We start from the raw sequence: 20,614 nt of genomic DNA on the forward strand, positions 1-20,614 counted from the left end.
GATAGTGAGCGCGACAGTGACGTCATCCGGCAGCACCGACGACACGATGAAGGTCCTCGTCTACAGCGACGACGCCGCCACGAGGGCTGAGGTGATCCAGGCCATCGGCAGGCGGCCCGCGGCGGACGTGCCCTTCGTCGAGATCGTGGAGTGCGCCACCGAGCCCAAGGTCCACCAGTGGCTGGGCTCCGGGGAGATCGACGTGGCCGTCCTCGACGGCGAGACCCAGCCCGCCGGCGGCATGGGCGTCTCCCGCCAGGCCAAGGACGAGGTCTACGACTGCCCGCCGATCTGCCTGCTCATCGCCCGGCGCGACGACCGTTGGCTGGCCGAGTGGTCCAAGGCCGACGCCGTGGTCCCCCAGCCCCTGGAGCCCATGGTGCTGGCCGACACGGTGGCCGACCTCATGCGCCGCCGCTTCTCCACCCGTCTCAACGCGAAGTAGGTGCCCATGGACTCCCGGACGACCTGGCCCGCCCTGCTCTCCGCCCTCCTGGCCGGAGAGCACCTCACCGCGGACGAGACGGCCTGGGCGATGCGGGAGATCATGTCCGGCTCCGCGACGCCCTCCCAGATCGCCGGGTTCGTCATCGCCCTGCGGGCCAAGGGCGAGTCGGTGTCGGAGGTCGTGGGCCTGGCCCGCACCATGCTCGACTTCGCCACCCCGCTGCACGTCGAGGGCCCCGTGGTCGACATCGTCGGCACCGGCGGCGACCGCGCCCACACGGTCAACGTCTCCACGATGGCCGCCATCGTCACGGCCGCGACCGGCGCGCGGGTGGTCAAGCACGGCAACCGGGCCGCCTCCTCCTCGTGCGGGGCCGCCGACGTCCTGGAGCACCTGGGCATCCGCCTCGACCTCACGCCCGAGCAGACGGCGCGGGTGGCCCGCGAGGCGGGCATCGCGTTCTGCTTCGCCCCGGTCTACCACCCCGCGCTGCGCTTCGCCGGGCCCACCCGCAGGGAGATCGGCATCCCGACGATCTTCAACTTCCTCGGCCCGCTCACCAACCCGGCCCGGCCCACCGCCCAGGCCATCGGCGTCTACGACGCCCGCATGCTGCCCGTGCTGGCCGGCGTCTTCGCCGAGCGGGGCGTGTCCGCCCTGGTCTTCCGCGGCGACGACGGCCTCGACGAGCTGACCATCGCCGGCACCTCGACGGTCTGGGTGGTCAAGGACGGCACCGCCACGCAGGCCACCTTCGACCCCCAGGTCCTCGGCATCCCGCGCGCCGACGTGGGCGCCCTGCGCGGCGGCGACGTGGCGTTCAACGCCCAGGCCGTGCACGACCTGCTGGGCGGCAAGACCGGCCCGGTGCGCGACGCCGTCCTGCTCAACGCCGCCGCGGCCCTGGTGGCCCACGAGGGGCCCGGTGACGACCTCGACGCCTCCATGCACGCCGGCTACGAGCGCGCGGCCCAGGCGGTGGACTCAGGGGCCGCCAGGGCCATCCTGGAGCGCTGGGTCGAGGTCAGCGGCTCCTGCTGACCTCCCCTGACGCGCCGGGGGCCGGCCCGGCGCGCGGCACGCGAAGGCGCGCACTCCCCGGAGGAGGGCGCGCCTTTCTTCGTGATCAGAACGTGAGGGTCGGGCCCGCCTTGAGCGAGCTCCACCGCTGCCACTGGTGCCAGTTCTCCTGCCAGTGCCCCCAGCCGTTCGTGGGCTCCAGCTTGCGCGGGCTGCCGGTGATGATGATCGGGTCGCCGATCAGGGTGTTCTTGATGAACCAGGCGGCGTTCTCGGGGCTGACGTTCACGCAGCCGTGGCTGACGTTGGAGTTGCCCTGCGAGCCGACCGACCACGGGGCGCTGTGGACGTACTCGCCGCTGTTGGAGATGCGCACCGTGTTGTAGACGGTGAGCTGGTAGTAGCCCGCCTGACCCGGGCCGATGCCCGGCGAGGTCATGACGGTGACCGGCTCACGGGACATCGCCAGGTGGATGCCCGAGGTGGTGTAGTACTTCCACTGGCCGCCCTGGCCTGCGCTCATCGGCATGGTGCGGATGCGCCGGCCGTCGCGCCGCACGACGAGCACGTGCTCGTCGGTGCTGCCCCTGGTGATCTGGGCGCGGCCGATCCTGAAGTCCAGCTTGACGTCGCGCTTGCCGTACAGGCCGGGGCCGCCGCGCACGCCCGCCAGCCGGGCCTCCAGGCGCACCCGGGTGTGGGCCGGCCAGTACTGCTGGGGCCGGAAGTCCACGTGCGTGTCGTCGAACCAGTGCCAGGCGCCCTCGACCGGCTTGGTGCTGCGGACGATGAGGTTGCGCTCGACCGCCACGCGGTCGGCGATCGGCTTGTCGAAGGTGACCATGATGGGCATGCCGACGCCGACCGTCAGGCCCGTGTCGTCCCTGTTCGGGGTGACGGTCTTGACGTCGAACGCGGCCTGGCCCTTGACGGTCGTGAACGTGCTGGTGGAGCGGCTCTGCTTGCCCGCCGGGTCCACGGAGACGGCGGTGACCGTGTAGGCGGTGCCGGGGCGGGCGGTGACGGTGCTGCGCCAGCGGGTGCCGTCGGAGCTCAGCACCCCCGGCAGGCCCTGCTTGCCGCCGCCGTCCACCCGTACGCCGGTCAGCCGCCCGCCGTGGACCGACACGACCACGGGCTGGTCGGTGGGGACGTTCGTGCTCCTGTCCAGTGGCGAGAACACCACCGAGGCCGCATGGGCGCCGCCGGCCATGGCGGTGCCGTCCGTCCCGTCGCCGCCCGCGGAGCACGCCGAGCACGCCACCAGCAGGGCCAGGGCCGGCAGGCCGGCCAATCCATACGCTCCGCGCTCCACCAGTGACTCCCCCGCCCAAGATCGGTCCGCTTCTGCCTCCTTTATTACCGTGAGTGACCGAATAACCGCATCCGGACACTCGTAAAGAACGCCAAAAAGCGGACGTCGTCCCCTCAAGGAGGATGACGCCCGCTCCGGCGGCCGGGGGCCTCAGTGCGAGAAGTGGCCCCGGTAGTACTGGAACACGAACCCGATCATCGCCATGATCACCAGGAAGATCCCGATCAGGAACATCCAGAAGCCGATCACGAACCCGGCGAAGGCGAAGGCCGCCGCCAGGCACAGGAACAGCGGCCACCAGCTGCTCGGGCTGAAGAAGCCGATCTCGCCCGCGCCGTCGCTGATGTCGGCCTGCTTGTTGTCCTCCGGCTGGGCGCCGATGCGCCGCGCGGTGAACATCAGGTAGTAGCCGACCATGAACGCGAACCCGACCGAGATCGCCATGGCCGTGGTGCCGACCGGCTCACCCTGGCCGGTCGCCGCCTTGGTCCAGAACCAGTAGGCGACGTCGACCCCGGCGAAGAACAGGCCGCACAGCAGGAACAGCCAACCCTGGACCCTCATCAGGCCTCGACCTCCCCGGCCGGCGTGTCGGACTTGGTGACGGACTTGTGGGACGTGCTGCCCGCGGACGTGTGCGGGTAGTGCAGGTCGAACGCGGGCCGCTCGGAGCGGATGGGCGGCAGCTTGGTGAAGTTGTGGCGCGGCGGCGGGCAGGAGGTGGCCCATTCCAGCGAGCCGCCGTAGCCCCACGGGTCGTCCACGGTGACCTTGGGCGCGGTGCGCGCGGTCTTCCAGACGTTGTAGAAGAACGGCAGCGTGGACAGGCCCAGCACGAACGCGCCCACCGACGAGATCATGTTGAGGTCGGTGAAGTTGTCGGCCGCGCTGTAGTCGGCGTAGCGGCGCGGGAAGCCCGCCACGCCGAGCCAGTGCTGCACCAGGAACGTGGTGTGGAAGCCGATGAACAGCAGCCAGAAGTGCAGCTTGCCCAGCTTGTCGTTGAGCATCTTGCCGGTGAACTTGGGCCACCAGAAGTAGAAGCCCGCGAACATGGCGAACACGACGGTGCCGAAGACCACGTAGTGGAAGTGGGCGACGACGAAGTAGGTGTCGCTGATGTGGAAGTCGAGCGGCGGCGAGGCCAGGATGACGCCGGTCAGGCCGCCCAGCAGGAACGTGATGAGGAAGCCGACCGAGAACAACATCGGCGACTCGAAGCTCAGGTGCCCCCGCCACATCGTGCCGATCCAGTTGAAGAACTTCACGCCCGTCGGCACCGCGATGAGGAACGTCATGAACGAGAAGAACGGCAACAGGACCTGTCCGGTCGGGAACATGTGGTGCGCCCAGACCGTGATGGACAGACCCGCGATCGAGATGGTCGCGGCCACGAGGCTGATGTAACCGAAGATCGGCTTGCGGCTGAAGACCGGCAGGATCTCGGTCACGATGCCGAAGAACGGCAGCGCGATGATGTAGACCTCGGGATGGCCGAAGAACCAGAACAGGTGCTGCCAGAGCATCGCCCCGCCGTTGCCGGCGTCGAAGATGTGCGTGCCGAGCTTGCGGTCGGCCTCCAGCGCCAGCAGCGCGGCGGCCAGCACCGGGAAGGCCATCAGCACGAGCATGCTGGTGAGCAGGACGTTCCAGGTGAAGATCGGCATGCGGAACATCGTCATGCCGGGCGCGCGCATGCAGATGATCGTGGTGATGAAGTTGACCGCGCCGAGGATGGTGCCCAGGCCGGACAGCGCCAGGCCCATGAGCCACAGGTCGCCGCCGACGCCGGGCGAGTAGATCGCGTCCGACAGCGGCGTGTAGGCGAACCAGCCGAACGAGGCCGCGCCGCCCGGGGTGAAGAAGCCGGACACCGCGATGATGCTGCCGAACAGGTAGAGCCAGTAGCTCACCATGTTGAGGCGCGGGAAGGCCACGTCGGGAGCGCCGATCTGCAGCGGCATGAGCTCGTTGGCGAAGCCGGCGAACAGCGGCGTCGCGAACATGAGCAGCATGATCGTGCCGTGCATGGTGAACAGCTGGTTGAACTGCTCGTTGCTGGTGAACTGCAGGCCCGGCTGGGCCAGCTCCGCCCGCATGATCAGCGCCATCACGCCGCCGATCAGGAAGAACATGAACGACGTGATGAGGTACATGTGCCCAATGATCTTGTGATCAGTGGACGACATCCACTTCGCGATCACCTGGCCCTTGGTGACGGGCCGGATGACCGGTGTGCGGACGAGTGGCTCTTGGATGGCGGTCACTGGGCGCTCCCAGCCTGTTGTGTCGCGATGTACTGGTCGAACTCTTGCTGCGAGACGAGCTTGACGTTGAACAACATGCGGCTGTGGTCGACACCGCACAGCTCGGCGCAGCGGCCGGCGTAGACGCCCGGCTTGTTCAGGGTCTGGATCTGGAACTTCCGGCCCGGGTTGCTCTCGGGGATGCCGGGGATGACGTCACGCTTGAACAGGAACTCCGGCACCCAGAACGAGTGGATGACGTCGTCGGTGGTCAGGGTGAACTCGACCTTCTGGTTGACCGGCAGGACGAGCTGCGGGCCCTGGTGGTAGTCGTGCACCGGCGTGCCGGCCACCGTCGGCAGGGTCTTGCCGTTGTAGGTCGTGGTGAAGCGCCAGCTCCACTGGTAGGCCTCGACCTTGACCTTGACAGGCGCGTCGCCGTCCACCCGGGTCAGCCGCTCGCTGTCACGGGCGGTGAAGAAGAAGAACACCGACACCATGACCAGCGGGATCAGGGTGTAGAGCATCTCGATCGGCAGGTTGTAGCGCACCTGCGGGGGCAGGTCGGCCTTCGCACGGCGCTTGCGGTGGAAGAACGACGCCCAGAGGATCAGGACGATGACGACGGCACCCGTGGCGAGGGCGGCGACCCAGGCCCCGTTCCACAGGGACTGGACCACGTTGCCCTGCTCGGTGACGTGGTCAGGAAGCAAGCCACGAGACCAGTCGGCCTCGGGCACGTCATTAGCACACGCCGTAGCAGTGGCCAGCAGCAACGCCAGAGCGGCGGCGCGTGGCACCCTGCGCCGGGCCAACGAACGCCGCGTACGGCGAGTCGGACTCACGGATCGCCTACCCCACAGATGAAGCCCAAGGGTCTTTCCCTCGGGTGCTCGTATTTCCCATGCACAGCTTGATTGCAGACACATTAGCGTGCAGGTGCCTCGCCCCACCGCGCGACCCCTCGGTGGCGCCGCAAGTGGGACGATAAGTCTCGTGGCGTATTTCGACGCGGCCTCCAGCGAGCCGCTCCACCCGCAGGCGCGCGAGGCGCTGCTGGCGGCGATCGACGTCGGCTGGGCCGACCCCGCGAGACTGTACGGCGAGGCCCGCCGCGCGCACCTGCTGCTGGAGCAGGCCCGCACGGAGGTGGCCGAGGCGCTCGGCGCGCGCCCGGACGAGGTGTCGTTCACCTCCTCGGGCACGCAGGCCGTGCATCTCGGCGTCCTCGGCACCCTACACGGAAGGCGCAGGGCCGGGCGCCATCTGGTGACCTCGGCGGTGGAGCACTCCAGCGTGCTGCACGCGGCGGGCCTGCACGAGCGCGACGGCGGCACGGTGGAGACGGTGGGCGTGGGCCTCACCGGCCGGGTCGATCCGGCCCGCTTCGCCGCCGCGGTGGCGCGGCCGGGCACCGCGCTGGCCTGCCTGCAGACGGCCAACCACGAGGTCGGCACGGTGCAGCCGGTGGCCGAGGTGGCCGCGGCCTGCCGCGAGCACGGCGTGCCGCTGCTGGTGGACGCCGCGCAGACGGCCGGCCGGATGCCGGTGCCGCCGGGCTGGTCGGTGCTGACCGCCAGCGCCCACAAGTGGGGCGGCCCGGCCGGGGTGGGCGTGCTGGCGGTGCGCAAGGGCACCAGGTTCCGCTCGTTCCTGCCGGAGGACGAGCGGGAGCGGCGCCGGGTGCCGGGCTTCGAGAACGTCCCTGCCGTGGTGGCCGCGGCGGCGGCGCTGCGCGCGATGACCGCCGAGGCGGCGCTGGAGCAGGCGCGCATCTCCGCGCTCGTGGCCCGCATCAGGGAGACCGTGCCGGAGATCGTCCCCGACGTGGAGGTGATCGGCGACCCCGTCGAGCGGGCGCCGCACATCGTGACCTTCTCGTGCCTCTACGTGGACGGGGAGGCGCTGCTCACCGAGCTCGACAAGGCGGGCTTCGCCGTGTCGTCCGGGAGCTCGTGCACCGCTAGTACGCTTCGTCCATCACACGTCCTCGAAGCGATGGGCGTGCTCACGCACGGGAATGTGCGGGTGTCGCTGCCCAGGGGCGCGTCCGCGGCCGAGGTCGACAGGTTCCTCGCCGTGCTGCCCGAGCTGGTGCGCCGCATCCGCCAGGACGCAGGAGTCGCATGACCGAGGTTACTCAGCCGGCTTTGACGATCGACGCGCTCGGCAAGAAGTGCCCGATCCCGATCATCATGCTCGCCGAGCAGATCAACGCCGTGCCGCTGAACGCGGTGGTCGCCGTGCTGGCCGACGACCCGGCGGCCTACAACGACGTGCCGGCCTGGTGCCGGCTGAAGTCGCACCGGCACGTCGGCTCGTACGAGCTGCCCGGCGGCGGCTGGGCGATACATGTGAGACGAAACTACTGATTTATCCGAATTGGGAGGGTAGAGGTCCCCGTAAGGAGTCATCGACCTTCGGGGGTGAGCCATGAACGGCGGACGATCGCACGAGACCGCCCGCGACGTGATGAGCACCGGAGCCGAGTGCATCGGCGCGCACGAGACCCTCGACCGCGCGGCGCAGCTCATGCGCTCGAACGGCGTGGGCGCGCTGCCGGTGTGCGGGCCCGGTGACCGCGTCACGGGCATCATCACCGACCGCGACATCGTCGTGAAGTGCGTCGCGGCGGGCCACGACCCGGCCCGCGTGACGGCCGGCGAGCTGGCCACGGGCCTGGTCTGGGTGACCGCGGACACCAGCGTCCAGGAGGCGCTGGCGCGGATGGAGGAGCACCAGATCAAGCGCCTGCCGGTCATGGAGGGCGACCGGATCGTCGGCATGATCAGCGAGGCCGACCTGGCCAGGAACCTGCCGGACGACCAGCTCGCCGAGTTCGTGCACCGGGTCTACGCCCAGGACTGACCGGGCGCACGCCCAGGACTGAGGGAACGCACGCGCGTCGCGCCCCCGCCGCCGGTGAGCGTGGCGGGGGCGCCGCCGTGCCGGGGCGCGTCAGGGGTGGTGGCAGCGGACGTGCTCGCCGACCTCGGCCGCGGCCTCCGGGCCGTAGGCGGCGGCGAAGCGCTCCATGAAGGCGGCCTGGCCCAGCTCGTACTCCTGGCCGCCCACCCGCTCCAGCACGTGGGTGGCGGTGAGGTTGCCCACCTGGCCGCAGCGCTCCAGCGGCAGCCCCCAGGCCAGCGCGGACAGGAACCCGGCGCGGAAGGCGTCGCCGACGCCCGTGGGGTCGGCCTTGCCGCGCTCGGGCGCGGGCGCGACCTGGATGGAGGGCTCGCCCTTGCGGTCGATGACGGCGCCCTTGGGCCCGAGCGTGGTGACCCGGACGCCGACCCGGTCGAGGATCTCGGCGTCCGACCAGCCGGTCTTCTGCTCGATGAGGCCCTTCTCGTAGTCGTTGGAGAACAGGTAGGCCGCGCCGTCCACGAGCTGGCGGATCTGCTCGTCGGCCATGCGGGCGAGCTGCTGGGAGATGTCGGCCGCGAACGGGATGCCGCGCTGGCGGCACTCGTCGGTGTGGCGGAGCATGGCGTCGGGGTCGTTGGGGCTGATGAGCACCAGGTCGAGACCGCCCACGCGGTCGGCGACCGGCTTGAGCTCGATCAGCCGCGCCTCGGCCATGGCGCCGGTGTAGAACGAGGCGATCTGGTTGTGGTGCTCGTCGGTGGTGCACAGGAAACGCGCCGTGTGCCGGGTCTCGGAGACGTGCACGGAGTCGCAGTCGACGCCGTGGCGCTCCAGCCAGGACCGGTAGTCGGCGAAGTCGTTGCCGACGGCTCCCACCAGGATCGGCCGCAGGCCGAGACAGCCCATGCCGAACGCGATGTTCGCGGCGCAACCACCGCGCCGGATCTGCAGGTCGTCGACCAGGAACGACAGTGACACCCGGTCGAGCTGCTCGGCGATGAGCTGGTCGCCGAAGCTTCCCGGGAAGGTCATGAGGTGGTCTGTCGCGATGGAGCCGGTTACGGCGATGCGCACGGGATTCTTCTTCCTCGTTGTCAGCAGGCCAATGAGCCTCACGAGGATACGCGAAGGTCCCGCCCGCACAAAGGCGAGCGGGACCTGCCGCCGGCGGCCGGTGACCGCTTAGTTGAACGAGTCGCCGCAGGCGCAGGAGCCGGTGGCGTTGGGGTTGTCGATGGTGAACCCCGACTTCTCGATCGTGTCGACGAAGTCGATGGTGGCGCCCATGAGGTAGGGAGCACTCATCCGGTCGGTGACCACGCTGACGCCGCCGAAGTCCGACACGACGTCGCCGTCCATCGAACGATCGTCGAAGAAGAGCTGGTAACGCAGGCCGGAACAACCACCCGGCTGCACCGCGACCCGCAGCTGCAGACCCTCCTCGCCCTGCTGCTCGAGCAGGCTCTTGACCTTCGCGGCGGCCGCGTCGGTCAGGATCAGGCCCTGCGTCGTGGTCTCGCTGCTCTCAACCGTCATCTCGCTGACTCCCTAACTGGGCTGTCTGTTCTCGACGTCCTACTAATGACGCTACCAACACCTGGCCCGTGCCACACATTCCCGGGGCGACGACCTCGGGAACAAACCGGCCCACTCCGTATGTCATCATGAGTATCGTCTTTCTGACGATAAGTGCCTCATTAGGGGGGTGTGGCCATGGCCACCCAGACTGGGCTGCCGCTCTTCGTCCTCGGCCGGGGCGCCGATCCGCACAGCGAGCGGGGGGTGGACTGCCCGGGCGAGCTGCCGCCGGCCTCCGACCCCGACCTGGTGGAACGCGCCCGCAAGGCCAAGGAGGCGCTGGGCGAGCGGCTGTTCGTGCTCGGCCACCACTACCAGCGCGACGAGGTCATCCAGTTCGCCGACGTGACCGGCGACTCCTTCAAGCTCGCCCAGCAGGCGGCCGCGCGGCCGGAGGCGGAGTACATCGTCTTCTGCGGCGTGCACTTCATGGCCGAGTCGGCCGACATCCTGACCGGCGACGGGCAGAAGGTGGTGCTGCCGGACCTGGCCGCCGGCTGCTCGATGGCCGACATGGCCACCTTCGACCAGGTCGAGGAGTGCTGGGAGGCGCTGGAGGACGCGGGCCTCGCCGACCGCGTGGTGCCCGTCACGTACATGAACTCCAGCGCTGACATCAAGGCCTTCTGCGGCCGCAACGGCGGCGTGGTGTGCACCTCCTCCAACGCCCGCCGGGCCCTGGAGTGGGCCTTCCAGCGGGGCGAGAAGGTGCTGTTCCTGCCCGACCAGCACCTGGGACGCAACACCGCGGTGCTGGAGATGGGCATGACGCTGGACGACTGCGTGGTGTGGAACCCGCACCGGCCGGACGGCGGCCTGACCCGCGAGCAGCTGGAGCGGGCCAGGATGATCCTGTGGCGCGGCCACTGCTCGGTGCACGGCCGCTTCACCGCCGAGTCCGTGGACGACGTGCGCGCCCGCATCCCCGGCGTGAACGTGCTCGTCCACCCCGAGTGCCGGCACGAGGTCGTGCTCAAGGCCGACCAGGTGGGCTCCACCGAGTACATCATCAAGACCCTGGAGGCCGCCCCCGCCGGGTCGAGCTGGGCCGTCGGCACCGAGCTCAACCTGGTCAAGCGGCTGGCCCAGATGTTCCCCGACAAGAACGTCTCGTTCCTGGACCGGACGGTCTGCTACTGCTCGACCATGAACCGGATCGACCTGCCCCACCTGGTGTGGGCGCTGGAGTCGCTGGCGCTGGGCGAGGTGGTCAACCAGATCACGGTGGACCCCGACACCACCCACTGGGCGAAGGTCGCGCTGGACCGCATGCTCGCCCTGCCCTGACCCCGCTCCGGGGACCGGCGGGGCGCGGCTCAGGCGAAGTCGTAGCCGACCTGGACGGTCACCGCGACGGTCTGGCGGCCGGGAGCGAGCGACGCCTTGCTCTCGGCCATCGTGGCGGTCACGGCCAGCGGCTGCGGGCCGCCCCTGACGTCCTCGGTGACCGACACCACCCGGCCCAGCGGGCGGCCGGCCAGGCCCGCGTACTGGGCGGCCTTGGCGGCGGCGTCGCGGAAGGCCCTCTCCCTGGCCTCGCGCAGGGCCGCCGCCGGGTCGGACAGCTCGAACGCCACCCCGTTGAGCCGGGCCTCCTCGCCGACCCCCGCGATCGTGTCGATCACGCGGTCGGCCCGCGCCAGGTCGCGCACCACGACCTCGACGCCCTGGGCCGCCCGGTAGGCCGAGACCTTGGGGTAGGCCTCGTACTCGGGGCCGAGCGACAGCTCGACGGTGCGCACGTCCTCGTCCGCGACGCCCTCCTCGCGCAGCGCTCCGGCCAGGCGGGCGGCGGCGGCCCGGGCCGCGGTGAAGGCCTCCGCGGCCGACGGCCTGCGGGCCTCCACGCCCGCGTACAGGCGCAGGACGTCCGGCGCGGCCGAGACCGCGCCCTCCCCGACGACGGTGATGTCCACGATCGCGATCCTCCCAGGGCTCCGTGGCACGGCCCCCGGGACGGGCGGCCGGGCCCACCGCTCATTCTCACGCGCCGGACGCGGCCGTCAATCGCGCCCGCGCCGCCGTTCCCCGCCACCGTCCCCGCGCCGCCGTCCCGCCGTCCCGCCGTGCCGCCGTGCCGTCATCCCGCCGTGCCGTCATCCCGCCGTGCCGTCATCCCGTGGCCAGGACGGCGTCCACGACGGCGCGCGGATCGCGGAGCTGGACCTGGTGCCGGGCGTGCGGCACCCGGACGAGGCGGCCCCCCAGCTCGGCCGCCAGCCGCCCCGCGCACCCGCCGTCCCCCACAGCCCCGGTGCCCGCCGCGCCCTCCCCGGCCGCCACGACGGTCACCGGGACCTCGGGCAGGGGCTTGGCCTCGCGGATGCGGCGCAGGTCGGCGGCCATGCCGCGGCGGGCCAGCCACTCCCCCGCGACCGCCGCGGGCACCTTGCCCATGCGGTACACCTCGTACGGGTCCGGCACCCCGGTCAGCCGCCGGTGCGCGGCCGGGCCGGCCAGGCGGGCCAGCGCGGCGGCGCCCCACGTGCCGCCGAGCGCCGGCAGCCACCGCCCCAGCGCCAGGGCGGCCGGCGGCGGCTCCCGCCGCCCGTCGGAGCAGACCGGCTCGACCAGGACGAGCCCCGCCACGCGCAGCGGGTGCAGCCGCGCGAACGCCTCCGCGTGCCAGCACGCCACCCCCTGGGCGACGACCGTGACCCGCTCGGGATGCGCGGGCGCGAGCGCGGCCAGGCGGGCGACCTCGGCGTACAGGCTGGGCAGCCCGTCGCCGGCCGGGGCCGGCGGGCGCGGGCTCAGCCCGAGGCCGGGCCGGTCGAAGCGGATCACCCGGCGGGCGGCGGCCAGCTCGCGCGCCACCGCGTCCCAGTGGAACCAGGCGCCCCCGGAGCCCGCCGTGACCAGCACGGCCGGCCCCTCGCCCGTCTCGACCACGTGCGGGGCGCCGTCCCCGGCGGGCGGCCGGTCGGCGACCAGCAGGCGCAGCGCCACGTACACCAGCCAGACGGCGACGAGCGTGAGCTGCACCCGGTCGGCGAGGCCCGCGCCGCGCCCGGCGGCGAGCGCGGCCCCGATGAGCGCCGTGGCGGCGGCCGCCAGGCCGGCCAGCAGCCACGCCGCCCGCGACCGCCAGCGCGCCGCCAGCAGCGCCATCGCGGCCAGCACGGCGGCCGTGCACAGCGCCCCGGCCACCAGGTGCGCCAGGCGGCCCGCCGTCAGCCCGCGCCCGCCGCACACCGGATCGCTCAGGAACGCGCAGTCCAGCGGGAAGGCCGCCCCGGCGGCCAGCAGCAGCCCGTACGCGGCCAGCGCCGCCCAGCCGGGCCCCTCCCCCGCCACCCGGGGCGTCAGGGCGACGCCCAGCACGCAGGCCAGCCCCGCCAGGGCGTCGCTCACCCGGAACAGGTACGCCCACGGCTGGTCGCGGGCGGCCAGCTCGCTGACGTAGCCGTTGGCGCGGTCCACGGCGGGCGTGGTGAACTGGCCGGTGATCCAGGCGCTGCCCAGGACGGCCGCCATGATGAACGCCGCCGCCGCGAGCACGTACAATCGTCGCTCCACGTGACAATTAGAGCACCGTGGGCGATCACACCCCAGGGGCGCCCCATACCGGGAACCATCGCCCGAGATCGCCCTCCAGCGGCAGCTCGCCGCTCAGCGCCCCCCGGACCTGCAGCTCCAGCGCGTTGTCGCGCTTCTGCCCGGGCAGCGGCGCGAACGGGTAGAACGTCCCCCGCTTGTAGAGGTAGACCACCGCGAGCCGGCGCCCGCCGGGATCGGCGAAGGACACCAGCGAGCACAGCAGCGACGCGCCGAACCCGGCGCCCTCCAGTGAGGAGTTGACCGCGTGCAGCTCGGTGACCAGGTCGGCGAGCGCGTCCGGCGGGCGGCTGACCAGCAGCCAGGTGTAGCCGTAGTCGTCGTCGCTGCGCGTCACGCGCTCGCCGAGCAGCGCCGCGACGTCGCGTTCGAGCGCGGCGAAGGCAGCGCCCTCGGCGGCGCGGAAGGCCACCGAGCCGAGTCCGGTGGGCTCCAGCCCGGTGGCGGCCTGGAGCGTCACGGCCGCCGACGGCAGCGCGAACAGGGCGTCGAGATCGGGCTCCGCCGGCTTCGACCGGCCCAGCAGCGCGTCGAGCCAGCCCATGCGGCTCAGCCCCTTCCGAGCTGCCGCGAGATGGCGGCGAGCTGGTCCAGCCGCCGCTCCAGCGGCGGGTGCGTGGAGAACAGGCTCGCGACCGGCCGGCCGCCGGACAGCGCCGGGGCGAAGTAGAAGGCGTTGAACGGCGCCGCCTCGCGCAGGTCGCGGGTCGGGATCCTGGCCATGTCGCCGCTCACCTTGGCCAATGCGCCGGCCAGCGCGGACGGGCGCTGGGTGAGCAGCGCGCCGGCGCGGTCGGCGGCCAGCTCGCGGTAGCGCGACAGGGCACGGGTGAGCAGGAAGCTGACCGCGTACACGAGGGCCGAGACGAGCAGGATGATCGCCCCGACCGGCAGGCCGCCCTGGCCGCCGTTGCGGCGGCCGCCGAGCCCGCTGTAGAGCGCGAAGCGGGTCATGAGCCCGGCCACGATCCCGAGGAACGAGGCGATCGTCATCACCGCCACGTCGCGGTGCGCGACGTGCGACAGCTCGTGCGACAGCACCCCTTCGAGCTCCTGCGGCTCCAGGCGGCGCAGCAGGCCGGTCGTCACGCAGATCACGGCGTTGTTCTGGTTGCGGCCGGTGGCGAACGCGTTGGGGACGTCGGAATCCGCGATCGCCACCCGCGGTTTGGGCATGTCGGCCAGCGCGCACAGCCGGTCGACGAGGCCGTGCAGCTCAGGAGCCTCCTGCGGCGAGACCTCCCGCCCGTGCATCGCGAACAGGGCGACGCGGTCGGACAGGAAGTACTGGGCCAGCAGCAGCACCCCGGCCACCACCAGCACGGTCAGCGCCCGGACCCCCAGGGCGATCAGGACGCCGACGAACACCACGTAGAGCAACCCGAGCAGCACCATCGTCACGACCATGCGGCCGGTCAGGCCCCGGTCGGCCGCGAACCGCGTGCGCACGGCGCTCAGCCGGGGATGAGGCCCTGGTCGCCCAGCATCTCCCGGACCTCCTCGATCGAGGCGTCCGCGGGGGGAAGGATCAGCTCTGACGGCTCAAGGCTGTCGTCGGGAAGCGCCTTGCCGACGTGGCGGACCTTGTCGAGCAGCGCGTGCAGCTTGACCCGGAAGTCCTTCTCCTCGCCGGCCTCGATGGCGGCCTCGAGCTCGCCGTCGAGCTCGTTGAGCACCACGATGTCGTCGGCGGAGATCTCCACCTGGCCCTCGCCCATGATTCTGACGATCATGCGCCCTCCCCCGGCTGACGGTACTGCTGGGTCGGACCGCCCTGGCCCTGCTGCTGCGGGGCCGCCTGCTGCTGGGGCTGGGCCTGCTGCTGCGGCTGCCCCTGCTCGATCGCGCTCTGCGGGGCCGGGCCCTGGCCGAGCTCGGCCTTCATCCTGGCCAGCTCCAGCTCGACGTCCATGCCGCCGCCCATGCGGTCGAGCTCGGCCTGGATGTCGTCGCCGCGGCTGCCGGTGAAGTCGTCGAGCGCGCCGCTGGCCAGCAGCTCGTCGATGGCGCCGGCGCGGGCCTGCATCTGCGCCGTCTTGTCCTCGGCGCGCTGGATCGCCAGGCCGACGTCGCCCATCTCCTCGGAGATGCCGGAGAAGGCCTCGTTGATGCGCGTCTGGGCCTCGGCGGCGGTGTAGGTGGCCTTGATGGTCTCCTTCTTGGTGCGGAAGGCGTCGACCTTGGCCTGCAGCCGCTGGGAAGCCGTGGTCAGCTTCTCCTCCTCGGCCTGGAGGTTGTCGTGCTGGACCTTGAGGTCGGCCATCTGGGTCTGGATGCTGGAGCGCCGCTGCAGCGCCTCGCGCGCGAGGTCCTCGCGCCCGACCGACAGCGCCTTGCGCCCCTGCTCCTCCAGCCGCCTGGCGGACTGCTCAAGACCGTTGAGCTGCAGCTCCACCCGCTTGCGCGACGTGGCCACGTCGGCCACCCCCCTGCGCACCTTCTGCAGCAGCTCCAGCTGCCGCTGATAGGAGTAGTCAAGGGTCTCGCGCGGATCCTCCATCTTGTCCAAGGCCTTGTTGGCCTTGGACCTGAAGATCATCGAAAGTCTCTTCATCACGCTCATGCGCGTCGGCCGTCCCCTTCTAGGTCGTGCTGGTGTTCACCCAATGCAGCGCAGCCGCCTTGGGATTACCCTACGCATAACGCACGGGGGCGTCACTAAGTTGCAGTCCAGGTAGGGTTGACGTCGTGTTGCGACGCCGTTCCCAGACTTCAGTGGACGACACCCCCGTCCCCGTTGACGATCCTAAGCCCCAGGGTAAAGGTCGTCCCACACCCAAGCGCCGCGAGCAGGAGAGCCGCCGGCGCCAGCCCGTCCACGCGCCACGGGATCGCAAGGAGGCCTACCGCCAGATGCGGGCCAAGCAGGCCGCCGAGCGCGACCGCGCCCGCAAGGGCATGCTCGCAGGTGAGGAGCGCTACTTCCCCGCGCGTGACAAGGGGCCGGTGAAGAAGTTCGCGCGTGACTGGGTCGACTCGCGGCGGCTGCCGAGCCAGTATTTCCTGCCGTTCTCGCTACTGATCCTGCTGGCCACGTGGATCCCGTGGCCGGTCGACATCCGCGCGGCGGTGCTCAACATCGTGATCGCGGTCGGCTGGCCGATCATGATGGTCGGCGTGGTGGTCACCGGCGTCTACGTGGCGTGGAAGGTCAAGCGGGAGGCCGCGGCGAAGCTGCCCGGCGAGAGCGTCAAGGGCGTGGGCTTCTACGCGGCCATGCGGGCGCTGCAGATCCGCAAGCTGCGCTTCCCGCCGCCCTCGGTGCTGCCGGGCGGCCGGCCGGTCCCGCCGAAGAAGTAGCCGGCCGGGGAGTCGGCTACTCGCTCAGGCGCTCGTCCAGCTTCCAGCGCAGCTCGCCGCGCACGACCACGGGCCGCCGGCCGTCGAGGTGGGTGCGGCGTTGCAGGGTGTCGGCCACGACCCTCAGCAGCGCGTACGTGGACGGCAGGCGCGGCGCCATGCCCCCGATCGTGTCGTCCCAGCCGACGGCGCCGCCGGCGGAGTCCACCACGGCGTACTCCATGTCCTCCGAGTCGCGCCCGTAGAAGTAGAGGAACGGGATCATCCGCCCGTTCCAGTACTCGGTGGCGGGGTCGTCCCCGAGGTCGGTGTCGTTCCACTCGCAGTAATCGCGCCAGGTGTCCCTGATCTGCCTGATGCTGAGGGCCGCGGCGCCGTCGAACCAGAAGCCGAACACCGAGGGCCCGCGCGAGCCGTTGTGGCGCAGGAGCGAGGCACGCAGGTCGTCGGGGAAGTCCACGCCCATCTGCGACTCGGCGACCGCGATCGTGCCCGCCCGGCCCGGCCCGGCGAGCGTGCGGTAGGTGCGGGGCGCGTTCGCCCTGAGCCACCGCTCGATGCGCCGCCACTGCACGTTCACCGCCCGCCTGACCTTCGGGTCGATCGGCCGGACGGCGACCGGGCGGGGGGCGGGCGAGCAGTTGGGGTCGGGCACCGGCGGGGGCGGGGTCCAGCCGACCGTGGGCGGGGTCGCCGGAGCCGCCGGGCCCGGGGCCGGGGCGGCCGCCGCGCCCACCGTCTGCCGGGGCACCAGCGCGATGGCCAGGACCACCGCCACGATCGCCGCGATGCCCGCCCAGACCACGCCCATGCGGGCGTTCCTCGCGGGCCGCGCCGGCCGGGCGGGTGCCGCCGGCCGGGCGGGCAGGCGGGCGCGGCGGCGCAGCCGGATCGCGATCGCGGTCAGGACCGCCGCCGTCAGCGCCATCCGTACGAGCTTCAGCACGTCGCGCACCCTATCCCGAAACAGATCACCCCATGTGGCGGGATTAAGGTCGGATGCATGGAATTCCGACACCTCGGCCGCAGCGGTCTCAAAGTCAGTGAGATCAGCTACGGCAACTGGCTCACCCACGGCTCCCAGGTCGAGGAGGACGCCGCCAAGCAGTGCGTGCAGGCGGCCCTCGACGAGGGCATCACCACGTTCGACACCGCGGACGTCTACGCCGGCACGAAGGCGGAGGAGGTGCTCGGCCGGGCACTGAAGGGCCTGCGCAGGGAGTCCCTGGAGATCTTCACCAAGGTCTACTGGCCGACCGGTCCCGGCCAGAACGACCGCGGCCTGTCCCGCAAGCACATCACCGAGTCCATCCACGGCTCGCTGCGCCGCCTGCAGACCGACTACGTGGACCTGTACCAGGCGCACCGCTACGACCACGAGACGCCGCTGGAGGAGACGCTCAAGACGTTCGACGACCTCGTCCGCCAGGGCAAGGTCCTCTACGTCGGCGTCAGCGAGTGGAGCGCCGACCAGATCGCCCAGGCGCTGAAGATCGCCGACGAGATGGGCTTCGACCGGATCGTCTCCAACCAGCCCCAGTACTCGATGTTGTGGCGGGTCATCGAGGCCGAGGTCGTGCCGCTCAGCGAGAAGGAGGGCGTGGGCCAGATCGTCTGGTCGCCGATCGCCCAGGGCGTGCTCACCGGCAAGTACCTGCCCGGCCAGCAGCCCCCGGAGGGCTCCCGGGCCACCGACGCGGCCGGCGGCAGCGCGATGATCGCCCGGTTCATGGACGACGAGGTGCTGACCCGCGTCCAGGAGCTCAAGCCCATCGCCGCCGACCTGGGTCTCAGCATGGCGCAGCTGGCGATCGCCTGGGTGCTGCAGAACCCCAACGTCTCCAGCGCCATCATCGGCGCGAGCCGTCCCGAGCAGGTGCGCGACAACGTCAAGGCGGCCGGCGTCAAGCTGGAGCAGGACGTCCTGCGGCGGATCGACGACGTGCTCGGCCCGATCGTCGAGCGCGACCCGGCCAAGACCGTGAGCCCGCGCACCCGGCCGTAGCCCCCGGCGCCGCCAGGTGACGGAACCCCTTGAGCCGCCGCCGGCTCAAGGGGTTCGCCCGTCCGCCCCGCGATCACTCCTGGCGCAGGGACAACCCCCCGTACTCGACGCGGTCCTCCTCCAGCAACGCCACCTGCTCCACTCCCGATTCGAGCAGCTCACGCCAGTTCTCGCCGAGCCAGGACTCGGCGTCCGCCTGGCTCGGGAAGACCTCTCGCGGCAAAGGGCGGTCCGTCACCTCACCACCGTTTGCGTTCTCATAACGCCACCGCCATGTCATGCCATACGCTCCTTCTCCGCGGGTTCGCCGGCGCCCTTCCGACGGCATTGGAACCCTACTCCCGAGCCCGGAGGCCGATCGATGCCGCGCGCGCGTGCCGCGGCGGGCCTTTGTACGCTCGGGCCGGTGAAAGTGCTTCTCCCCGGAACGGCGGGCGGGCCGGGCCGGCCCGCGCCCGGCTGCCGCTGCGCGTCCTGCGCCGAGCCGCCCGCCGGCCGCCGCCGGCCCTTCGAGCTGCTGGTGGACGGGACCGTCCGCTTCCCCTTCGCCGACGTGCCGCCCGGCTACCTGGCCTGGGGCGGCGGGCTCGGGCTGACCGGCCCCGACGGCGGGACGCTGCTGTGCGTGCCGCCCGGGCGGGAGCCGCCCGCCGACCTGCCCGACCGGCTCGGGCTGGTGCTCATCGACCTGCTCGACCGGCCCGAGCGACTGGGCCTCCTGCGCCGGGCGCACCCGTCGGTCCCGGCCGTGGCGATCGGGCTCGACCACCGGGTCCGGTCGGAGGCGGAGCTGGACAGGCGGCTGCGGCTGTGGGGCGCGGCCGCCGTGCCGGACGGGACCGAGCTGGAGGTCCCCGCCCGGGGAACGCCCCTCACGGGCGCGGGTGTCCTGGGGGCGGGCGGGCAGGTGCGGCGGGCGTTGTTGCTGGGCGGGTCGCGGTCGGGGAAGTCGGGGGAGGCCGAGTCGCGGCTGGCGGCCGAGCCGTACGTGACCTACGTCGCCACCGGCCCCAGCGGCGCGGGCGACGGCGAGTGGGCCGCCCGGGTGCGGGCGCACCGGGAGCGCCGCCCCGCCCACTGGGACACCGTCGAGACCACCGACCTGGCCGGCGTCATCGGGAAGGCCACCGCGCCGCTCCTCATCGACGGCCTCGGCACCTGGCTGGCGGCGGTGTTCGACGAGCACGGGGCGTGGGAGGGCGACCGCGCGCCGGTCCTGCGGCGCTGCGACGAGCTCGTGGCGGCGTGGCGGCAGGCGCCGCGGCCGGTGGTGGCGGTCTCCGACGAGGTGGGGATGGGCGTGGTGCCCGCCACGGCCAGCGGGCGCGCCTTCCGGGACGCGCTCGGCCTGCTGAACGAGCGCGTCGCGGCCGAGTCCGAGTACGTGGCCCTCGTGGTCGCGGGCCGCGTCCTGGAGTTGTGAGACCCCGCCTGGAGAGACTGGAGAGGCTGGAGAGGGCGGTCAGGGGCGGGCGGCGCGGGCGTACCAGCGGCCGTCGAGCCGGTCCACGTGCAGGGCGCGGCCGAAGCAGTCGGACAGGGCAGCCGGGGTGAGGACGTCGGCCACCGGCCCGGCGGCCAGCACCCGGGCGTCGCGCATGAGCATGGCGTGCGTGGTGGTCGCCGGCACCTCCTCCAGGTGGTGGGTGACGGTGACGGTGGTCAGGACGGGCCGGGTGGCGGCCAGGTCCTCGACGGCGGTGATGAGGTCCTCGCGGGCCGGCAGGTCGAGCCCGGCGAACGGCTCGTCGAGCAGCAGCACGGCCGGGTCGGCCATGAGCGCCCTGGCCACCCGGATCCGGGCCCGCTCGCCCTGGGAGCACACCCGGAACGGCCGGTCGGCGAGGTCCTTGCAGCCCAGGTCGGCGAGCAGGCGGTGGGCCCGGTCGCGCTCGGGGTCGCCGTACTTGTCCCACAGGGGGGCGCTCGTCCCCGTGTGCCCGGTGAGCACCACGGTGAGCGCGGTCGCGCCCTCCTCCTCCATCAGCTCCTCGTCGATGAGCCGCTGGCTGGCGGCGACCAGGCCGAGGTGGCGGCGCAACTCGCGCAGATCGACCCGGCCGAGCCGGTGGCCGAGCACCCTCACCGCGCCCTCGCTGGGGTGCCGCACGGCGCCGGCCAGCGACAGCAGCGTCGTCTTGCCCGCGCCGTTGGGGCCGAGGATCACCCAGTGGTCGCCGTAGTCCACCTGCCAGTTCACGCCGTCCAGCAGCGTCTTGCCGGTGACCCGGACCGCTACGCCTTCGAGTTCAACCACGTGCATCCCGCCACAC

Annotated in this window: 24 protein-coding genes; 9 read left to right on the plus strand and 15 right to left on the minus strand. The window is 72.0% G+C overall.

Features of this window, described 5'->3' with window-relative positions; genetic code table 11:
• Positions 1-46: 46 nt before the first annotated feature.
• Together AB0H75_RS10580 and trpD are read left to right on the plus strand one after the other, a co-directional pair.
• A complete protein-coding gene (locus tag AB0H75_RS10580) occupies positions 47-445 on the plus strand; it encodes a hypothetical protein (protein WP_367794228.1) in 399 nt (132 codons plus the stop codon).
• Positions 446-451: 6 nt separating this feature from the next.
• Positions 452-1,489 carry an anthranilate phosphoribosyltransferase gene (gene trpD, locus AB0H75_RS10585; RefSeq protein WP_367793736.1) on the plus strand — a complete coding sequence of 346 codons (1,038 nt, stop codon included), beginning with the start codon at positions 452-454 and terminating at the stop codon, positions 1,487-1,489.
• An 85-nt stretch (positions 1,490-1,574) separates the two neighbouring features.
• Here trpD and AB0H75_RS10590 read toward each other — a convergent pair whose 3' ends face one another.
• From AB0H75_RS10590 to coxB, 4 genes are all read right to left on the minus strand, one after another.
• Positions 1,575-2,783: an Ig-like domain-containing protein gene (locus AB0H75_RS10590; protein ID WP_367793738.1), complete on the minus strand. Its 1,209-nt coding sequence runs from the start codon at positions 2,781-2,783 to the stop codon at positions 1,575-1,577.
• Between the two features lie 150 nt (positions 2,784-2,933).
• Positions 2,934-3,347 carry a cytochrome c oxidase subunit 4 gene (locus AB0H75_RS10595; RefSeq protein WP_367793740.1) on the minus strand — a complete coding sequence of 138 codons (414 nt, stop codon included), beginning with the start codon at positions 3,345-3,347 and terminating at the stop codon, positions 2,934-2,936.
• Positions 3,347-5,050 carry a cytochrome c oxidase subunit I gene (ctaD, locus tag AB0H75_RS10600; protein WP_367793742.1) on the minus strand — a complete coding sequence of 568 codons (1,704 nt, stop codon included), beginning with the start codon at positions 5,048-5,050 and terminating at the stop codon, positions 3,347-3,349. The genes AB0H75_RS10595 and ctaD overlap by 1 nt, the downstream gene beginning before the upstream one ends.
• A complete protein-coding gene (coxB, locus tag AB0H75_RS10605; protein WP_367793745.1) occupies positions 5,047-5,742 on the minus strand; it encodes a cytochrome c oxidase subunit II in 696 nt (231 codons plus the stop codon). The genes ctaD and coxB overlap by 4 nt, the downstream gene beginning before the upstream one ends.
• Before the next feature lie 283 nt (positions 5,743-6,025).
• Here coxB and AB0H75_RS10610 point away from each other — a divergent pair, with 283 nt between their 5' ends.
• The 3 genes from AB0H75_RS10610 (at position 6,026) to AB0H75_RS10620 (ending at position 7,897) form a co-directional block, all read left to right on the plus strand.
• Positions 6,026-7,159 carry a cysteine desulfurase family protein gene (locus AB0H75_RS10610; RefSeq protein ID WP_367793748.1) on the plus strand — a complete coding sequence of 378 codons (1,134 nt, stop codon included), beginning with the start codon at positions 6,026-6,028 and terminating at the stop codon, positions 7,157-7,159.
• On the plus strand, positions 7,156-7,401 hold the full coding sequence (locus AB0H75_RS10615) for a sulfurtransferase TusA family protein (RefSeq protein ID WP_026214000.1): 246 nt from the start codon (positions 7,156-7,158) through the stop codon (positions 7,399-7,401). Before AB0H75_RS10610 ends, AB0H75_RS10615 begins: the two co-directional genes overlap by 4 nt.
• Before the next feature lie 61 nt (positions 7,402-7,462).
• Positions 7,463-7,897, plus strand: a complete 435-nt coding sequence (locus AB0H75_RS10620) for a CBS domain-containing protein (protein WP_367793751.1) — start codon at positions 7,463-7,465, stop codon at positions 7,895-7,897.
• 90 nt (positions 7,898-7,987) lie between these two features.
• Here the strand turns inward: AB0H75_RS10620 and AB0H75_RS10625 are convergent, their stop codons facing one another.
• Both AB0H75_RS10625 and erpA read right to left on the minus strand, forming a co-directional pair.
• Positions 7,988-8,974, minus strand: coding sequence for a carbohydrate kinase family protein (locus tag AB0H75_RS10625; RefSeq protein ID WP_367793754.1), 987 nt, complete (start codon positions 8,972-8,974; stop codon positions 7,988-7,990).
• 108 nt (positions 8,975-9,082) lie between these two features.
• Entirely contained in the window at positions 9,083-9,436 is a 354-nt protein-coding gene (gene erpA / locus AB0H75_RS10630) for an iron-sulfur cluster insertion protein ErpA (RefSeq protein WP_367793756.1), read from the minus strand.
• Positions 9,437-9,613: 177 nt separating this feature from the next.
• On the opposite strand from erpA, the gene nadA reads away from it, so the two are divergent.
• A complete protein-coding gene (gene nadA / locus AB0H75_RS10635) occupies positions 9,614-10,765 on the plus strand; it encodes a quinolinate synthase NadA (protein ID WP_367793759.1) in 1,152 nt (383 codons plus the stop codon).
• Between the two features lie 29 nt (positions 10,766-10,794).
• Here the strand turns inward: nadA and AB0H75_RS10640 are convergent, their stop codons facing one another.
• The 6 genes from AB0H75_RS10640 to AB0H75_RS10665 form a co-directional block, all read right to left on the minus strand.
• Complete coding sequence (locus AB0H75_RS10640; RefSeq protein ID WP_367793762.1) at positions 10,795-11,394, minus strand: SIMPL domain-containing protein; 600 nt, start codon at positions 11,392-11,394, stop codon at positions 10,795-10,797.
• Between the two features lie 196 nt (positions 11,395-11,590).
• Complete coding sequence (locus tag AB0H75_RS10645; protein ID WP_367793765.1) at positions 11,591-12,997, minus strand: alpha/beta fold hydrolase; 1,407 nt, start codon at positions 12,995-12,997, stop codon at positions 11,591-11,593.
• Between the two features lie 25 nt (positions 12,998-13,022).
• Positions 13,023-13,580 (minus strand): hypothetical protein, encoded by a 558-nt coding sequence (locus AB0H75_RS10650; protein ID WP_367793767.1) that lies wholly within the window; start codon positions 13,578-13,580, stop codon positions 13,023-13,025.
• A gap of 5 nt (positions 13,581-13,585) precedes the next feature.
• Positions 13,586-14,485 (minus strand): zinc metalloprotease HtpX, encoded by a 900-nt coding sequence (gene htpX / locus AB0H75_RS10655; protein WP_367793770.1) that lies wholly within the window; start codon positions 14,483-14,485, stop codon positions 13,586-13,588.
• Between the two features lie 5 nt (positions 14,486-14,490).
• Entirely contained in the window at positions 14,491-14,769 is a 279-nt protein-coding gene (locus AB0H75_RS10660) for a hypothetical protein (RefSeq protein WP_367793773.1), read from the minus strand.
• Positions 14,766-15,599 carry a PspA/IM30 family protein gene (locus AB0H75_RS10665; RefSeq protein ID WP_367793775.1) on the minus strand — a complete coding sequence of 278 codons (834 nt, stop codon included), beginning with the start codon at positions 15,597-15,599 and terminating at the stop codon, positions 14,766-14,768. The genes AB0H75_RS10660 and AB0H75_RS10665 overlap by 4 nt, the downstream gene beginning before the upstream one ends.
• Before the next feature lie 152 nt (positions 15,600-15,751).
• Between AB0H75_RS10665 and AB0H75_RS10670 the strand changes: the two genes are divergently transcribed.
• A complete protein-coding gene (locus tag AB0H75_RS10670) occupies positions 15,752-16,336 on the plus strand; it encodes a DUF3043 domain-containing protein (protein ID WP_367793778.1) in 585 nt (194 codons plus the stop codon).
• Positions 16,337-16,352: 16 nt separating this feature from the next.
• On the opposite strand, the gene AB0H75_RS10675 is transcribed toward AB0H75_RS10670, so the two are convergent.
• On the minus strand, positions 16,353-17,282 hold the full coding sequence (locus tag AB0H75_RS10675; protein ID WP_367793781.1) for an SMI1/KNR4 family protein: 930 nt from the start codon (positions 17,280-17,282) through the stop codon (positions 16,353-16,355).
• A gap of 57 nt (positions 17,283-17,339) precedes the next feature.
• Here AB0H75_RS10675 and AB0H75_RS10680 point away from each other — a divergent pair, with 57 nt between their 5' ends.
• Complete coding sequence (locus AB0H75_RS10680; RefSeq protein ID WP_367793784.1) at positions 17,340-18,341, plus strand: aldo/keto reductase family protein; 1,002 nt, start codon at positions 17,340-17,342, stop codon at positions 18,339-18,341.
• A 73-nt stretch (positions 18,342-18,414) separates the two neighbouring features.
• Here the strand turns inward: AB0H75_RS10680 and AB0H75_RS10685 are convergent, their stop codons facing one another.
• Positions 18,415-18,621: a hypothetical protein gene (locus AB0H75_RS10685; protein ID WP_367793787.1), complete on the minus strand. Its 207-nt coding sequence runs from the start codon at positions 18,619-18,621 to the stop codon at positions 18,415-18,417.
• A 126-nt stretch (positions 18,622-18,747) separates the two neighbouring features.
• Here AB0H75_RS10685 and AB0H75_RS10690 point away from each other — a divergent pair, with 126 nt between their 5' ends.
• On the plus strand, positions 18,748-19,764 hold the full coding sequence (locus tag AB0H75_RS10690; protein WP_367793790.1) for a bifunctional adenosylcobinamide kinase/adenosylcobinamide-phosphate guanylyltransferase: 1,017 nt from the start codon (positions 18,748-18,750) through the stop codon (positions 19,762-19,764).
• 39 nt (positions 19,765-19,803) lie between these two features.
• Here the strand turns inward: AB0H75_RS10690 and AB0H75_RS10695 are convergent, their stop codons facing one another.
• Positions 19,804-20,604, minus strand: coding sequence for an ABC transporter ATP-binding protein (locus AB0H75_RS10695; protein ID WP_367793793.1), 801 nt, complete (start codon positions 20,602-20,604; stop codon positions 19,804-19,806).
• Positions 20,605-20,614: the final 10 nt, after the last annotated feature.

Origin of the sequence: Nonomuraea sp. NPDC050783, assembly GCF_040802095.1 — a bacterium.
In the GTDB taxonomy this organism is placed as follows: Bacteria; Actinomycetota; Actinomycetes; order Streptosporangiales; family Streptosporangiaceae; genus Nonomuraea.

Bases quoted from the DNA above. Each gene is read 5' to 3' on its own strand.
- AB0H75_RS10620 (WP_367793751.1), top strand. From the start codon at position 7,463: ATGAACGGCGGACGATCGCACGAGACCGCCCGCGACGTGATGAGCACC.
- AB0H75_RS10680 (WP_367793784.1), top strand. From the start codon at position 17,340: ATGGAATTCCGACACCTCGGCCGCAGCGGTCTCAAAGTCAGTGAGATC.
- AB0H75_RS10580 (WP_367794228.1), top strand. From the start codon at position 47: ATGAAGGTCCTCGTCTACAGCGACGACGCCGCCACGAGGGCTGAGGTG.
- nadA (WP_367793759.1), top strand. From the start codon at position 9,614: ATGGCCACCCAGACTGGGCTGCCGCTCTTCGTCCTCGGCCGGGGCGCC.
- AB0H75_RS10660 (WP_367793773.1), bottom strand. From the start codon at position 14,769: ATGATCGTCAGAATCATGGGCGAGGGCCAGGTGGAGATCTCCGCCGAC.
- erpA (WP_367793756.1), bottom strand. From the start codon at position 9,436: ATGACGGTTGAGAGCAGCGAGACCACGACGCAGGGCCTGATCCTGACC.
- AB0H75_RS10665 (WP_367793775.1), bottom strand. From the start codon at position 15,599: ATGAGCGTGATGAAGAGACTTTCGATGATCTTCAGGTCCAAGGCCAAC.
- AB0H75_RS10685 (WP_367793787.1), bottom strand. From the start codon at position 18,621: ATGACATGGCGGTGGCGTTATGAGAACGCAAACGGTGGTGAGGTGACG.
- trpD (WP_367793736.1), top strand. From the start codon at position 452: ATGGACTCCCGGACGACCTGGCCCGCCCTGCTCTCCGCCCTCCTGGCC.
- AB0H75_RS10595 (WP_367793740.1), bottom strand. From the start codon at position 3,347: ATGAGGGTCCAGGGTTGGCTGTTCCTGCTGTGCGGCCTGTTCTTCGCC.
- AB0H75_RS10695 (WP_367793793.1), bottom strand. From the start codon at position 20,604: ATGCACGTGGTTGAACTCGAAGGCGTAGCGGTCCGGGTCACCGGCAAG.
- AB0H75_RS10650 (WP_367793767.1), bottom strand. From the start codon at position 13,580: ATGGGCTGGCTCGACGCGCTGCTGGGCCGGTCGAAGCCGGCGGAGCCC.
- AB0H75_RS10615 (WP_026214000.1), top strand. From the start codon at position 7,156: ATGACCGAGGTTACTCAGCCGGCTTTGACGATCGACGCGCTCGGCAAG.